Here is a 14,826-nt window from a genome sequence, read left to right as displayed (position 1 = left end):
TCCAAGTTTTTTTTAGACCTTTACCTTCTAAATTAAGGGAATGAAAAAACACAATTTTAGCGCAGGACCTTGTATTTTACCCAAAGAGGTCATGCAGAAGGCTTCCGAAGCCGTAGTGGAACTGGACGGTATTGGTTTATCACTTATAGAAATCTCACATCGCAGCAAGGAATTTGTAGCCATAATGGAAAAGGCCCGTTCGTTGGCCCTTGAACTTTTGGGATTGGAAGGAAAGGGATATCAAGCCCTGTTCTTGCAAGGAGGGGCCAGTATGCAGTTTTTGATGGCCGCCTATAACCTTTTGGACAAAAAGGCAGGATACGTCAACACAGGAACCTGGAGCCAGAAAGCCATCAAGGAAGCCAAACTGTTCGGTGATATTGTGGAGGTGGCTTCGTCACAGGCCGCAAATTTCAACCATATCCCAAAGGGATACCATATCCCCTCAGATTTGGATTACCTGCACCTTACCTCCAACAATACCATTTTTGGAACCCAGATCAAGGAATTTCCCAAAACAAATGTTCCATTGGTTTGCGACATGAGTTCGGATATTTTTTCCCGTCAACTCGATTTTTCCCAGTTTGACTTAATCTATGCAGGTGCACAAAAGAACATGGGGCCAGCCGGGACCACTCTTGTTGTGGTAAAGGAGGATATTTTGGGCAAGGTTTCCCGAAAAATCCCGTCCATGTTGGATTATTCGGTACATGCGAGTAAAGAGAGCATGTTCAACACACCTCCTGTATTTGCAGTATATGTATCTATGCTCACCATGCAATGGTTAAAAGATTTAGGCGGTATCGCAGCTATTGAGGAAATCAACGAGCGAAAGGCCAGCCTTATTTATTCCGAAATAGAATTGAACCCCGTATTCTCTGGCTTTGCGGCCAAGGAAGATCGTTCCACTATGAACGCCACTTTCAACATCACTGACGATGGATTGAAAGAAGTTTTTGACAGCATGTGCAAAGAGGAAGGTATCAGTGGTATCAACGGGCACCGATCTGTGGGAGGATATCGCGCATCCATGTACAATGCACTACCCTTGGAAAGTGTAGGGGTTTTGGTCGACATTATGAGCGAATTGGAGAAAAAAGGATAGATTAGTGTTAAGTTTTTAGTTCTAAATCCTAAATATTGATTGAAGAAAGAAGTTTTGAATTTTCGTTGCGCATCATCAAATTAGTTAAAAATTTGAAGGAAAACAACGAGTATGTCTTCGCCGATCAATTATTGCGTTCATCCACCAGCATTGGAGCAAATGTAGCCGAAGCAGGTGCAGGTCAATCCAAAAAAGATTTCATTTCTAAAATGGCCATAGCTTCAAAAGAAGCACGTGAATCCAGATATTGGCTACGATTGATTCATAAAGCCAACTTATCTGACCTTGATTTGAAAGAGTACTTGGAAGAAATAGAGCAAATCATCAAAATTTTGACCAAAATTGTCAAAACCAGCCAAGAAACTATTTAAAACTTAAGACTTATAATTTAAGCCTATGAATATTGTACTGGCCAATGATGGCTTAGCCCAATCGGGAATAGATGTACTTCAAAAGGAAGGTTTTGAAGTGGTCACCACCCGAGTGGCCCAAGAACAATTGGCAAATTTCATCAACACCAATTCCATTTCGGTCCTTTTGGTCCGAAGCGCCACTGAGGTAAGAAAAAAAACTATCGATGCCTGCCCTGGCCTTCAATTGATCGGCAGGGCCGGTGTAGGTATGGATAACATAGATGTGGATTATGCCCGGTCCAAAGGAATCCATGTCATCAATACGCCCGAAGCTTCTTCGGAGTCGGTGGCCGAACTGGTCTTTGCCCACATGTTCAACGGAGCTCGATTTTTACATGATTCCAATCGGAACATGCCCTTGGATGGCGACAGTCAGTTCAAGCAGCTCAAAAAAAGCTATGCTTCCGGAACGGAACTGCGCGGAAAGACCATGGGAATCATTGGTTTGGGCAGGATAGGTCATGCCACTGCAAAAATGGCGATTGCCATGGGTATGAAGGTGCTCTATCATGATCACCATACCCAAGAAGTGACCTTGGAGGTTTCTTTTTATGATGGACAAACCGTACAGTTCAAGTTGGAAAACAGCAAGCTTGAGAATGTTTTAAAGAATTCTGATTTTGTCAGTATCCACGTTCCATCACAAAATGGGTATGTTATTGGGGCAAAAGAATTGGCGCAGATGAAACCTACGGCAGGCATCATCAATGCGTCGCGTGGTGGTGTTTTGGACGAAGTGGCCCTTGTGGAAGCCTTGGACGCTGACAAATTGGCCTTTGCAGGATTGGATGTCTATGAATCCGAACCCCACCCGGAAATCAAAATATTGATGCATCCCAAAATATCGCTTTCCCCACATATTGGGGCATCGACCCAAGAAGCACAGCAACGTATTGGCCTGGAATTGGCGCAACAGATTATCAAATTGCTAAAATAATTGGTTTTTTGACCCTCATACAGGTTCAAAACCTAGTTTTTCACTACATTGTCTTCCTAACCTTAACACAAATACAATGTCAGGATTATTGGATTTACTAAATAGCCCCATGGGCCAACAATTGATCAGCGGAGTGGCCGGACAAACTGGGCAATCCGAAAATAAAACCGCAGATGTTTTGAGTATGGCCATGCCCTTGTTGATGGGTGCCATGAAAAAGAACACCTCTACCCCTGGTGGGGCCCAAGGACTTATGAATGCGCTGTCCTCCAAACACGATGGCAGCATTTTGGATGACATGGGAGGTCTCTTTGGAGGTGGAGTGGACCAAAACGTAATGGACGATGGCGCTGGAATCTTAGGGCATATCTTGGGAGGAAAACAACCCCAAGTGGAAAATGCCTTGAGCAGCAAATCAGGTTTGGATGCCGGGACCATTTCCCAAATCCTTAAAATTGCAGCCCCCATCCTATTGGGATATTTGGGAAAGCAAACGCGTCAGCAGAATGTGAGTAGCCCTGATGGACTTAACGGTCTTTTGGGTGGACTTATGGGCGGTGGTAAAAGTGCCTCCAAACAACAATCCCTTATTGAGACTTTCTTGGACTCGGATGGCGATGGCAGCGTTATAGATGATTTGGCCGGAATGGTATTGAACAGTGGTGGACAGAAAAAAGGTGGCCTTGGCGGGATGCTGGGCGGACTTTTTGGCAAATAGTCTTTCTGCTTAACGATATTTAACAAAGCTGTTTGAAATTTCAAATGGCTTTTTTTGTATCTTAAACCTATGAAAAAGAGAATTTTATCCTTCTTAGTGGCCTTTGTGGCCACTTTTGGCCTATTGGTGTCCTGTTCTGCACAAAAAGAGGCCTTGGACATTTCCGACGAAGAACAGGCCGTTTTCAATTCACAGGAAGAAAAGGAAGTAGAGATCAAAGATGAGGAGAGTGAATATGAGATCATCATCATTGAACCCGGATTCTACAATTGGTTACTGAGTATTGCCCGACCCGAAGGCTACTACTCCCAATCTTTCCTGGAAAACAGGAATCAACTTCTTGTAATGGAATGGAACAGACGTGTTGTACAGCCCGGAAACTTTAATCCAAATCTGTATATGTTCCAAATTGATTATGACCCAAATATTGATTATGGCTATGAAGTAAATTATAAGCTCTATAATTATTTCGTTTATTTCCAGCGAAAATACAAACAGCGTCTTGGCCCCTTTCTTCCAAGGATTTAAAACCGTATTTTTGCATCGGAACATTCTTGCCGATGAAAAAAATAAGGGACCGCTGGGAAATTCATAAAGACTGGCAACTTTTCTTTCCATTTTTGGGCTTCGCCTTGGTACTGCTTACCGCTTACTGGATATCCAGACGTTTGTTACACACCTTTGGGCTTAACAATACTTTAGTGGAATGGGTTTTTACTTTGGGTTCCACCATCGGGTTGACTGTGATTATGATTCGGTTTTTTCTTTGGTGCTTTAAAAAGTTGGAGCATAAATGGAAAGTGGCCCACAAATGGGAAATGATTGCCATTTTCATTGTCTTCGCCATAACGGGAAGTGTTTCAGGAAAACTTGCCGCCCCCTTGGTGGAATGGATGGGACTTGGAGAAAACAATATCCATGGCGCCATCTATTGGACCGCACGTATTCTCTTGATCTTTCCTGTATACCAATTTATACTGGTCTTTGTTGGATGGTTGTTCGGGCAGTTCAAATTCTTCTGGGAATTTGAAAAGAAAATGTTGAAACGCATGGGATTAGGATTTCTCTTCCCATAGTTTTATGGTTTTGTTAACACAGAAAAAGTATTCGGATAGGTTACTTTGCCAAGATGACCTCATTGCTTCCTAAACGTATCATTGCTGTTGTTTCCTTTGTACTGGCCTTGGGGATACTTACCCCATCAGCAGTAAAGCTATCGCATGCGCTTTTTGGACACTCCAAGGAAAAACGTTGCATTGCTGAGGGCACAAAGCACATCCATGAGGCGGATATCCATTGTGAATTCCATGACTTCACCTTGGTCTCCAAAGTATTTGTTGCTTCTTCCTATGAATACGTTGCCTTGCAAGTACCGATTATTGGGCATCAACACAATTTTCACAACTCTTTTTTTAAACTTTACCAAAAGGAATATCTGGCTTTAAGAGCCCCTCCTACTGTTTCATTATAGTTTTCGTTTCCATTCAACACATTCAATAACGTAGTAATTTTTATAATGAAACAATTGTTCACGTCAATGCTTTTTGCATTGGCCCCACTATATATAGTTGCACAGAGCACAGTTACAGGTAACATATCGGATTCAGAAAATGGACAGCCTTTGGAACAGGTATCCGTATATATCCCTCAATTGGAGAAAGGAGCCGTTACTGGGACCGATGGCTCATACACCCTAAAAGACCTTCCCGAAGGTTCCTACAAACTCGTAGTGGCCTATTTGGGCTACGAAACCCATTCCACAACCTTGGAAATCCATTCAGGCACCAACTCCTATAGTTACGCCATGGTCCCTTCGGCCATTGAAATTGACGAGGTTGTTCTCTCCACTCCTTTCCATAAGCTTCAACGGGAAAATGTGATGAAAGTGGAACAAAAGTCCATCGCTGAGCTCAAAAGTGAAGGTGCCATCACCTTGGCGGATGGTATTACCAGAGTCCCCGGGGTAACCTCGGTTTCCACAGGGGTAGGTATTGGAAAACCTGTGATCAGGGGACTGAGTTTCAATAGGGTTTTGGTCTATACCCAAGGCGTACGATTGGAGAACCAACAATTTGGAGGCGAACACGGTCTTGGGGTCAATGATGCCGGAATTTCCAGCATTGAGGTCATCAAAGGCCCCGCTTCCCTACTCTACGGTTCCGATGCCCTGGGTGGCGTACTCTACCTAAATCCTGAAAGTTTTGAACTTCCCAACCAGACCTCGGGTCACATCAACCTAAACTATTTTACCAATACTTTGGGGTATGGGGCCAATGCAGGCTTTAAAACCTCGGGTGAAAAACTTAAGTTTTTGGTAAGGGGCGCTTATTCATCCAATGTCGATTATGAAACAGGCGATGGCACCGGCGTGACCAACTCCAGATTCAAGGAAGCCGATATTAAAACCGGACTAGCCTATCAGGCCACCAAGTTCAAGACGGAACTAAGATATAATTACAACGAATCCAATTTGGGCATCCCCGAAGAAATTGGGGTACAGGACAATGGCAGAGATCCTTTGTTACCGAATCAAGAGATTGCAACCCATATCTTGAGTTCGAAAAGTAATTTTTTCTTTAGAAAATCCAGTTTGGAAGCCACTTTCGGATATATTTTCAATGATAGAAAAGAGTTTGAGGAACACCATGAACACGAACATGAAGAAGGTGAAGAACACGAAGAGGAGGAACATGAAGAAGAAGAGGGTGAGGAAGGTCCCGCTTTGGACATGGACTTGAGCACGTTTAACTACAACTTGCAGTTTAACCCCCAATGGGGCAGTATGACCACTATTTTTGGTGTACAGGGTATGCACCAAAAGAACGAGAATTTTGGCGAAGAAGTACTCATTCCCAATGCCATTACCAATGATTTTGGGGTATTGGCCACTTCCCACATCCATTTCAATAAAAGTGATCTACAATTGGGGTTACGGTATGATTTAAGGTCAATAAATGGGGAAGAAAGTGGCATTGTTGGCGATGAGGAATATATTCCCAGTTTGGACAAGAATTTCAACAGTTTTAATGCTGCTGTGGGATATAGGGCGGATTTAACGGATAACATCCTCTTCCGTTTGAACATTGCCACAGGATTCAGGGCGCCCAACCTATCCGAATTGACTTCCAACGGACTCCATAGCGGCGCCAATCGCGTTGAGATAGGAAACCAAGATTTGGACAGTGAGCAAAATGTACAGGTAGATTTGGCTCTTGAATATGGCAATCAACATATTGAGGTGTATGCCAATGCCTTCTACAACAATGTGAGCGATTATATCTATTTGCAACCTACTGGAGAGTTTAGGGATGATGATCCCATTTATGTTTTCCAACAACAGGATGCCAAACTCTATGGTGGCGAATTTGGATTCCATTTACACCCCCATCCTTTGGATTGGCTGCATTTGGAAAGTAGTTTTGACATGGTTTTTGGAGAACTGGAAGACAAGACCGACCTTCCGTTGATTCCTGCCAACCGATGGAACAATACGCTACGGGTAGAATGGAACACCGCCAAGGGAACAAAGTCCAAGAGTTACGCCTTTGCCACGCTTCAATCTGTATTTGACCAAAATAAAGTAGCCACGTTTGAAACCCCTACATCGGGATATAGTCTATTCAATATGGGCTTTGGTGGAGAAATCACCATTTTTAACCAATTGGTGGGCTTCAAGATAAGCGGAAACAATCTTTTTGATAAAACCTATATCTCGCACCTATCCCGATTAAAGACCGATGGCATTGCCAATATTGGCCGTAACATTGCCTTTAATTTGAGTATTGGATTGTAAAAAAAGTATAAAAATTTCGAGAGCGGCAGATAGTTTTTACGGTTTGTCGCTCTTTTTTTTGCTCAATAGATAGGTGTAGATCCAAGTCAAGGTAAAGGTGGGCACAATATCCATACCGGGAATGAGCTCTTCGGCAAAGGTGATAAGACCAGCCGCTTGCCCTACCCTGCCCTTATACAATCGGGTCATGAGCCACCCTGCAATGGGAGCCCAGATTACATCGGAAAACTCACCTATTCCGGGAATCGCGAACGAAAGCATCCCAATGCCATCGAACAAAAGTCCTAAAAGTAGATTACGGTACTTGGGGTCTTTTTCTTCTGTCATTGTGGTAAAATAGAAAATCCAAATGAATTGAAGAAATGCCTTAAGACAAATCGGAGCTAATAAGTTTTAGAAACTCGTTTCTTGTCTCTTGTTTTTCAAACTGTCCTCGGAATCCTGATGTTGTGGTGACCGAGTTCTGTTTTTGCACCCCGCGCATCATCATGCACATATGGGCCGCTTCAATGACCACGGCCACTCCTTTGGGTTTAAGGGTGGCGTTTATACACTCCAAAATATCATGGGTCAATCTTTCTTGGACCTGGAGTCTTCTAGCAAAAACATCGACTACACGGGGTATTTTGCTGAGTCCCACAATATGTCCATTGGGAATATAGGCAATATGTGCTTTCCCAAAGAAAGGGAGCATATGGTGTTCGCAAAGGGAATACACCTCAATATCCTTGATGATCACCATATCGTCATAGCTTTCCGCGAACATGGCACTTTTCAGGATTTCCGTAGCATCCTGTTTATATCCCTGGGTAAGGAATAGCATGGCTTTTGCAGCCCTTTCTGGGGTTTTCACCAAACCATCTCGGGATACATCCTCCCCAATATCCCCCATAATCTTGGTAAAGTGGTCTTTTACCTCGTTTGTAATTTCAATATTGTACTCTTCCAGATTGCGATAAGGTGCCATAGGCTTTACTTGATAGTATTTATTCTTTTTTGAAAATAAGTGTTCAACTTTTTAATCTTGGGCTCTATAATGACCTGGCAATAGGGTTGTTGTGCATGGTCGTTATAATAATTCTGGTGTTCCTCCTCAGCCTTGTAAAAGGGTTCTTCCTTGGAAATGGCCGTTACAATGGGCGAAGCAAAAATCTGCTCCTTTTCCAACAGGGCAATGAACTCTTCCGCTTGCTGCTTTTGAGCAGGGTTTGTGTAAAAGATCTCACTCCTATATTGGGTCCCTACATCGTTTCCCTGACGGTTCAGGGTAGTGGGGTCATGGGTGGCAAAGAATACTTCCAGCAATTCCACATAAGATACTTTTGAAGCATCAAATGTAATCTTGATGGCCTCCGCATGTCCAGTACGTCCTGTACAGATTTCCCTGTAGGCCGGATTCTTAATGGTTCCCCCAGTGTATCCCGAAACTACTTCGTTCACCCCATTGAGGCGTTGAAAAACAGCTTCGGTGCACCAAAAACAACCGCCAGCGAATATGGCGGTCTCCCAATCCATGTTGACTTGTTTGTCCATGAAGTTTCAAAATTAGGTAAAGTTTAGTATCCCGCAATCCAGATAAAAAACTAATTTCCTGTCCTCAGTCGGAAAGATGCCCGAAAACTTAGTAAAAATTCCAATCTTTGTTACGCAATGGTGTATTGCGCCATAAGAAGCTGTTTTCATGATCAAGGCAACAAACATTCAAAAAAAGTATGGCGACCTGAAGGTTCTTAAGGGGGTCGACCTAGAAATCAAAAAAGGGGAAGTGGTATCCATTGTAGGGGCTTCGGGAGCTGGAAAAACCACCTTGCTCCAAATTTTGGGCACTTTGGATTCCCCTTCCAACGCACAGGAAAGTAATCTGTTGATCAATGACACGGAGGTGACCCAATTGAACGATAAAAATTTGGCCCGTTTCCGTAACGAACATATTGGTTTCATCTTTCAGTTTCACCAATTATTGCCTGAATTCACTGCACTGGAAAATGTTTGCATCCCAGCTTTTATCAAAAAAACACCCAAGGAGGAAGCGGAAAAACGAGCCATGGAACTTTTGGACTTTTTGGGTCTCAAGGACCGATATCACCATAAACCCAACGAGCTGTCAGGAGGGGAACAGCAGCGTGTGGCCGTAGCACGTTCCTTGATGAACAAACCATCCGTTGTGCTGGCCGATGAGCCCAGTGGCAATCTGGATTCTGAAAGTGCGGATAATCTGCACAAGCTTTTTTTTAAGCTTCGGGATGAGTTTGGACAAACCTTTGTGTTGGTGACCCACAATCTGGAGTTGGCCAATATGGCGGATCGTAAGTTGACCATGGTGGATGGTTTGATTGTTTCCTAGCGTACCATGACAGAATCGGAATTAAAGCTTTTTTTGGATGAAAAGGTCATTCAATACAACCATCCCCGTTTTTTGGAGGATGACCCCATTCAAATCCCCCATCGGTTCAGCCTAAAAGAGGATATAGAGATCAGCGCATTTTTAACGGCGACCATTGCTTGGGGTAATCGGAAAAGTATCATCAACAATGCTTCCAAGATGATGGAGCTTTTGGGAAATACCCCCTACGATTTTGTAATGAACCACTCCGAGGATGACCTGGAAAAACTTTCTCCCTTTGTACATAGAACCTTTAATGGAGTAGATCTGCAGTATTTTATCCGCAGTATGCAGCATATCTATCTTCATCATGGTGGATTGGAACCCATATTCAGTCAAAACGGCGAAAAAGACTCCCTGCAACCCGCCATTTCCAATTTTAAGAAAATCTTCTTTGAACTACCCCATCCCACAAGGACCACAAAACATGTTTCGGATCCCATGAAAGGTTCCGCCGCCAAACGCATCAACATGTTTTTGCGTTGGATGGTCCGCGACAACAGCACCGGGGTTGATTTTGGCCTATGGAAAACCCTACGCCCAAGCCAACTTTCCTGTCCCCTTGATGTACACTCGGGCAATGTGGCCCGAAAACTGAAACTGCTCAAACGCAAACAGAACGATGCCAAAGCTTTGGCTGAATTGGACCTAAACCTAAGAAAGTTGGATGCCTTGGACCCGGTAAAATATGATTTTGCCCTTTTTGGATTGGGTGTATTCGAGAAATTCTAAGTATGATTGCTTTGCTTTCTATCACCTCAACCTATAACCCTTGGGGTATTGGTCAATCCGACAAATTAGTCTTTTACCATTCTTTTAACAGAATAAGAGTCTTCTAATTCCCTATTTTTAGGCTTAGACTAATTAACCTTAAAAAATGAAAAATATCTATCTTCTTCTGGGCATGGTCCTATGCTCATCGATTGCTTTTGCTCAAAACCGCAAACTTCCTGTGGACACAACGGTGACCACGCAACACTCGGTTACCATAAATGGGGTGAACATTAACTACACGGCCACTACGGGAACGCAACCTGTTTGGGATGAGATGGGTGAGCCCGTAGCCTCACTCCATTATACCTATTATACTCGGAACAATGTAAAAGATAGGGCCAGTCGCCCCCTTTTGATCTCGTTCAATGGTGGTCCCGGCTCCGGTTCGGTTTGGATGCACTTGGCCTATACTGGCCCCAGAATCCTTAAGATCGATGATGAAGGCTATCCTGTTCAACCTTATGGGGTAAAGGAAAATCCTTTTTCCGTATTGGATGTTACCGATATTGTTTATGTAAACCCTGCCAACACCGGGTATTCAAGAACCATTCCTGAAACCGGGGAGAAGGTAGATCGTGAAAGATTTTTTGGCATTAATGCAGATACGGCCTATTTGGCCGAATGGTTGAACACTTTTGTGACTCGAAACAACCGATGGAGTTCCCCAAAATATATTGTAGGTGAAAGTTACGGTGGTACCCGGGTCATGGGGCTGTCCTTGGCACTTCAGAACCAACAATGGATGTATTTGAACGGAGTCATCATGGTTTCTCCTGCCGATTATAAGGTTTTCCGCGATAATGACCCTGTTTCCAGTGCGCTGAACCTCCCCTATTTTGCTGCCACCGCATGGCATCATAAAGCACTTCCTTCAGCGTTACAGAGCAAAGATTTATTGGAGGTTCTGCCCGAAGTGGAAGATTATACCTTAAACACCTTGCTTCCAGCTATTTCAAAAGGGGGTTTTATTCCTGATGCGGAAAAGAAGGCCGTTGCCCAGAAAATGGCGTATTATACTGGTCTAAAAGAACAAGATATCTTAGATCATAACCTGGATGTCCCAACCCAGTTTTTCTGGAAAGCCTTGATGAAGGAAAGAGGAGCCTATACAGTTGGCCGATTGGATAGCAGATACCTTGGGATAGATAGGCAGGTTTTTGGTGACAGTCCGGATTATTCCCCTGAATTGACGTCTTGGCTGCACAGTTTCACACCTGCCATCAACTACTATTTACAGGAAGAGCTCAACTTTAAGACCGATATTAAATACAACATGTTTGGGCCGGTACACCCATGGAACAATGATGATGATAATGTCAGGGAAAATCTTCGTCAGGCCATGGCCCAAAACCCATATTTGAATGTGTTGGTACAATCTGGTTATTACGATGGGGCCTGTACATATTTTGCTGCAAAGTATACCATGTCGCAAGTAGACCCAAGTGGCCGTATGAAAGATAGGTTTGAGTTTAGGGGATATCGCTCCGGGCATATGATGTACCTAAGACGGGAAGATCTGCAAAAGGCCAATGATGATATCCGAGCGTTCATTATAAGGACACAGGCCAACGGAAAGAGTGCCAAATATTAAGAATCCTCTTAAAAACATTCAAAACGGTAAAGTGGGCTCAGGCTGATTTTACCGTTTTTTTGTAACAAAATTTGGTAACTTACTACAAATAAGTAAACTACAAAACTATGGGCGGTGGCGGTTTCATGTTGGATGCGGTAAAGTCATTCAAGGCTAATCGCGAATTGGTAAAAAAGCGAAAGCTAAAAAACAAGGGCGATGTATATGGACGTGAAGTTGCTACCCAACTGAATTTAAAAAAATCCACCCCACTAGATATGTTGCGTATTCGGAAAAAAATTGCGCAGCGCAAGCGAAAAGATAAGAAAGCAACCTTCTACACAATTCTTACCATGATCTTGTTCGGACTAATACTCTATTATCTGTTCTCCTGATTTTAGAATCTGATTATTTGCGTATTTTTAGCAAAACCAAACATAGATGCAAAGAATAAAAATCCAATTACTTGTTTTGCTTTCATTCATATCATTTTCCGAAGCTCTAGAAGCGCAAGATTGGCCCAACCTTCAAAAGTTTCAGGAAGCCAATGCCGAAGTGATGAAAAATAAAAACACGGATGGCCGCATCGTCTTTATGGGCAATTCCATAACCGAGGGCTGGGAAGATGCCAATCCTTCATTTTTTATCGATAATCCATACATCAATCGAGGAATCAGTGGGCAGACCACGCCCCAGATGCTACTTCGGTTTCAACAAGATGTCATTGATCTACATCCCAAAGCCGTGGTCATCTTGGCGGGAACCAACGACATTGCCGGGAATACGGGTCCCATGACCTTGGAACAAATCCGGGACAATATCCTGTCCATGGTGCAATTGGCCAAGGCCAACGGTATACACCCTATCGTATGTTCCGTTTTGCCGGCCTACGATTATCCATGGCAACCTGGATTGCAGCCCAATGTGAAAATTCCAAAGTTAAACCAACTACTGAAGGAAATGACGGATAAGCAAGGGGTGATGTACCTTGACTATTTTTCAGCAATGGCCGATGATCGAAATGGATTGCCCGAAGCCTATACCACTGATGAAGTCCATGTAACCAAGGAAGGATATGTCGTGATGGAAAAATTGGTCAGTGAAGCCATCAGCAAAACCTTAAATCTTGAAAAGTAATCTGTTCATAGCGGTATTCTTTTTGGGAATTGCATGTACAGCCCAAGAAAAAACCACGGTTATGCCCGCATTGGTTATCCTCAAAGATTTTGACAAGGTCAGGGATTTTACCATGGATCAAAATGGGAACGAGGCCTATTTCACCATTCAATCCCAGACGGAAGATGTTTCTGTCATTTCCATGTCTTTAAAGAAGGGTAATGAATGGGGAACTCCTAAGATGGCGTCGTTTTCAGGTGAATACAAGGACATGGAACCCTTTTTGTCGCCAGACGGGCTTCGACTGTATTTTGTGTCCAATAGACCATTAAATGAATCTACCGCAGACACCAAGGATTTTGATATTTGGTATGTAGAGCGAGAGTCCCCCTCCAAGAACTGGTCCAGCCCCATTAATATGGGCACCCCGATCAACACGGAGCACAACGAGTTTTATCCTGCTGTATCAACCAATGGAAACCTTTATTATACGGGTGACCGACCAGATTCCAAAGGAGAGGATGATATTTTTTTCAGCAGTTATGAAAATGGAAAGTACAGCGAGCCCATTTCCTTGGGAGAGAACATCAACTCCAAAGGCTATGAATACAATGCCTATATCGCCAAAGACGAATCCTATTTAATTTTTGGAGGATATGCCCGTGAGGATGGTCAAGGTAGTGGCGATCTTTACCTAAGCTTCAAGGGGGATGACAACGAGTGGTCCAAAGCCAAACCATTGCCCGTACCCGTAAATTCAAGATATATGGATTATTGTCCTTTTGTGGATGAACCCAACGGTCTTCTTTACTTTACGAGTAGGCGTGTTCAAAATCCAGCGGGGACTATTCAAAACATGGACCATTTGAAGCAATTTTTGGATTCATATGAAAATGGGAATAGTAGGTTGTACAAGGTTAATTTCAATATAAACGAAATTGTACGCCAATAACAGCACCAAATTCAGAAATGCAAGACCCTACGGTAACTATTTATATTCCTTTTAAGGATACCGCACATTTTCTTCCTGAATGTCTGGATTCCATCCTGAAACAGACGTATCCCAATTGGGAAATCCTTGCCGTAAACGACCATTCCAGTGACCATAGCCTCGATCTTTTGAATTCCTATGCACAAAAAGACTCCAGGATAAAGGTATTCAACAATTCAGGCAAAGGCATTATTCCCGCTTTGCAGACTGCCTATGCCCAAAGTACCGGGGATTTGGTGACCCGAATGGATTCGGATGATATCATGAAGCCCCATCGTTTGGAAGTCATGGTCCGGTCACTTTTAGAATCGGGAAAAGGCCATGTGGCCGTTGGACAGGTCCACTACTTCTCAGAGCGGGGTATCAGCAATGGTTATGAGCGCTATGAGACCTGGCTCAACCAATTGACGGCCACGGGCGCCAATTACAGTGAAATTTATAAGGAATGTGTCATTCCCTCTCCCTGTTGGATGGTCTATCGGGAGGATTTTGAAACCTGTGGTGCATTTCGCCCCAACCGATATCCAGAGGATTATGATCTCACTTTTCGTTTTTATGAAAACGATTTGAAAATTATTCCTTGCCATGAGGTTCTCCATTTATGGCGCGATTACGACACCAGAACCTCCCGTACCCATGAGCACTATGCCCAAAACTATTTTCTGGACATCAAACTCCATTATTTTTTAAAGTTGGATTATCGGCCCAACCGCCCATTGGTCATATGGGGTGCTGGATTTAAAGGGAAAACCATCGCCAAAACCCTTTTGGAACAAAATATTGACTTTACATGGCTATGCGATAACCCGAAAAAAATCGGAAAAAAAATCTACGGAAAAGACTTGGTCCATTTTATGGTCTTGAAGGAGTTAAAACACCCGCAAAGCATAGTCACTGTGGCCAACGAGGAAGCGCAACAAGAGATTACAGCATATTTTTCCAATATGGGCCTACACCCCATGGAGGATTATTATTTCTTTTGTTAAGCTCCTCCCCTAACCTTCCATCACATTTACCACTCCCTTA

At 43.4% G+C, this 14,826-nt stretch carries 18 protein-coding genes; 15 read left to right on the top strand and 3 right to left on the bottom strand.

The window, feature by feature from the left end; all coding sequences use genetic code 11:
* Positions 1-40: 40 nt before the first annotated feature.
* The 8 genes from serC to ACPD8L_RS03240 all read left to right on the top strand — a co-directional run bounded on the left by serC (position 41) and on the right by ACPD8L_RS03240 (position 6,966).
* Positions 41-1,105, top strand: coding sequence for a 3-phosphoserine/phosphohydroxythreonine transaminase (serC, locus tag ACPD8L_RS03275; RefSeq protein WP_423941839.1), 1,065 nt, complete (start codon positions 41-43; stop codon positions 1,103-1,105).
* 35 nt (positions 1,106-1,140) lie between these two features.
* Positions 1,141-1,476: a four helix bundle protein gene (locus ACPD8L_RS03270; RefSeq protein ID WP_313786764.1), complete on the top strand. Its 336-nt coding sequence runs from the start codon at positions 1,141-1,143 to the stop codon at positions 1,474-1,476.
* 25 nt (positions 1,477-1,501) lie between these two features.
* Positions 1,502-2,455: a D-2-hydroxyacid dehydrogenase gene (locus ACPD8L_RS03265; RefSeq protein ID WP_423941835.1), complete on the top strand. Its 954-nt coding sequence runs from the start codon at positions 1,502-1,504 to the stop codon at positions 2,453-2,455.
* 76 nt (positions 2,456-2,531) lie between these two features.
* Positions 2,532-3,173, top strand: coding sequence for a DUF937 domain-containing protein (locus tag ACPD8L_RS03260; RefSeq protein ID WP_423941832.1), 642 nt, complete (start codon positions 2,532-2,534; stop codon positions 3,171-3,173).
* Between the two features lie 69 nt (positions 3,174-3,242).
* Complete coding sequence (locus ACPD8L_RS03255; RefSeq protein ID WP_423941831.1) at positions 3,243-3,701, top strand: DUF6146 family protein; 459 nt, start codon at positions 3,243-3,245, stop codon at positions 3,699-3,701.
* A 32-nt stretch (positions 3,702-3,733) separates the two neighbouring features.
* Positions 3,734-4,249, top strand: a complete 516-nt coding sequence (locus ACPD8L_RS03250) for a DUF6787 family protein (protein ID WP_423941829.1) — start codon at positions 3,734-3,736, stop codon at positions 4,247-4,249.
* Between the two features lie 53 nt (positions 4,250-4,302).
* Positions 4,303-4,644, top strand: coding sequence for a hypothetical protein (locus tag ACPD8L_RS03245; RefSeq protein ID WP_116218853.1), 342 nt, complete (start codon positions 4,303-4,305; stop codon positions 4,642-4,644).
* Positions 4,645-4,689: 45 nt separating this feature from the next.
* Entirely contained in the window at positions 4,690-6,966 is a 2,277-nt protein-coding gene (locus ACPD8L_RS03240; protein WP_423941828.1) for a TonB-dependent receptor, read from the top strand.
* 36 nt (positions 6,967-7,002) lie between these two features.
* Here the strand turns inward: ACPD8L_RS03240 and ACPD8L_RS03235 are convergent, their stop codons facing one another.
* From ACPD8L_RS03235 to msrA, 3 genes are read right to left on the bottom strand one after another with little or no spacing between them, the layout of a single operon-like run.
* Positions 7,003-7,293: a hypothetical protein gene (locus ACPD8L_RS03235; RefSeq protein WP_116218855.1), complete on the bottom strand. Its 291-nt coding sequence runs from the start codon at positions 7,291-7,293 to the stop codon at positions 7,003-7,005.
* A gap of 40 nt (positions 7,294-7,333) precedes the next feature.
* Positions 7,334-7,933, bottom strand: coding sequence for a GTP cyclohydrolase I FolE (folE, locus tag ACPD8L_RS03230; protein WP_423941826.1), 600 nt, complete (start codon positions 7,931-7,933; stop codon positions 7,334-7,336).
* A gap of 5 nt (positions 7,934-7,938) precedes the next feature.
* Entirely contained in the window at positions 7,939-8,499 is a 561-nt protein-coding gene (gene msrA / locus ACPD8L_RS03225) for a peptide-methionine (S)-S-oxide reductase MsrA (RefSeq protein ID WP_423941825.1), read from the bottom strand.
* 148 nt (positions 8,500-8,647) lie between these two features.
* Between msrA and ACPD8L_RS03220 the strand changes: the two genes are divergently transcribed.
* The 7 genes from ACPD8L_RS03220 (at position 8,648) to ACPD8L_RS03190 (ending at position 14,786) form a co-directional block, all read left to right on the top strand.
* Positions 8,648-9,310 (top strand): ABC transporter ATP-binding protein, encoded by a 663-nt coding sequence (locus ACPD8L_RS03220; RefSeq protein WP_421809329.1) that lies wholly within the window; start codon positions 8,648-8,650, stop codon positions 9,308-9,310.
* Between the two features lie 6 nt (positions 9,311-9,316).
* On the top strand, positions 9,317-10,081 hold the full coding sequence (locus tag ACPD8L_RS03215; RefSeq protein WP_423941822.1) for a TIGR02757 family protein: 765 nt from the start codon (positions 9,317-9,319) through the stop codon (positions 10,079-10,081).
* Positions 10,082-10,226: 145 nt separating this feature from the next.
* Positions 10,227-11,714, top strand: coding sequence for a S10 family peptidase (locus ACPD8L_RS03210; protein ID WP_116218860.1), 1,488 nt, complete (start codon positions 10,227-10,229; stop codon positions 11,712-11,714).
* A 107-nt stretch (positions 11,715-11,821) separates the two neighbouring features.
* Entirely contained in the window at positions 11,822-12,088 is a 267-nt protein-coding gene (locus ACPD8L_RS03205) for a hypothetical protein (protein ID WP_423941820.1), read from the top strand.
* 46 nt (positions 12,089-12,134) lie between these two features.
* Positions 12,135-12,830: an SGNH/GDSL hydrolase family protein gene (locus tag ACPD8L_RS03200; protein ID WP_293300385.1), complete on the top strand. Its 696-nt coding sequence runs from the start codon at positions 12,135-12,137 to the stop codon at positions 12,828-12,830.
* A complete protein-coding gene (locus ACPD8L_RS03195) occupies positions 12,820-13,761 on the top strand; it encodes a TolB-like translocation protein (protein WP_423941818.1) in 942 nt (313 codons plus the stop codon). The genes ACPD8L_RS03200 and ACPD8L_RS03195 overlap by 11 nt, the downstream gene beginning before the upstream one ends.
* Before the next feature lie 17 nt (positions 13,762-13,778).
* Positions 13,779-14,786 (top strand): glycosyltransferase family 2 protein, encoded by a 1,008-nt coding sequence (locus ACPD8L_RS03190; RefSeq protein ID WP_423941817.1) that lies wholly within the window; start codon positions 13,779-13,781, stop codon positions 14,784-14,786.
* Positions 14,787-14,826: the final 40 nt, after the last annotated feature.

The sequence above is a fragment of the Flagellimonas algicida genome (assembly GCF_049629585.1).
GTDB lineage: Bacteria > Bacteroidota > Bacteroidia > Flavobacteriales > Flavobacteriaceae > Flagellimonas.
Note: the sequence above shows the minus strand (reverse complement) of the source record. Positions and strands in the feature narration are given on the sequence as shown.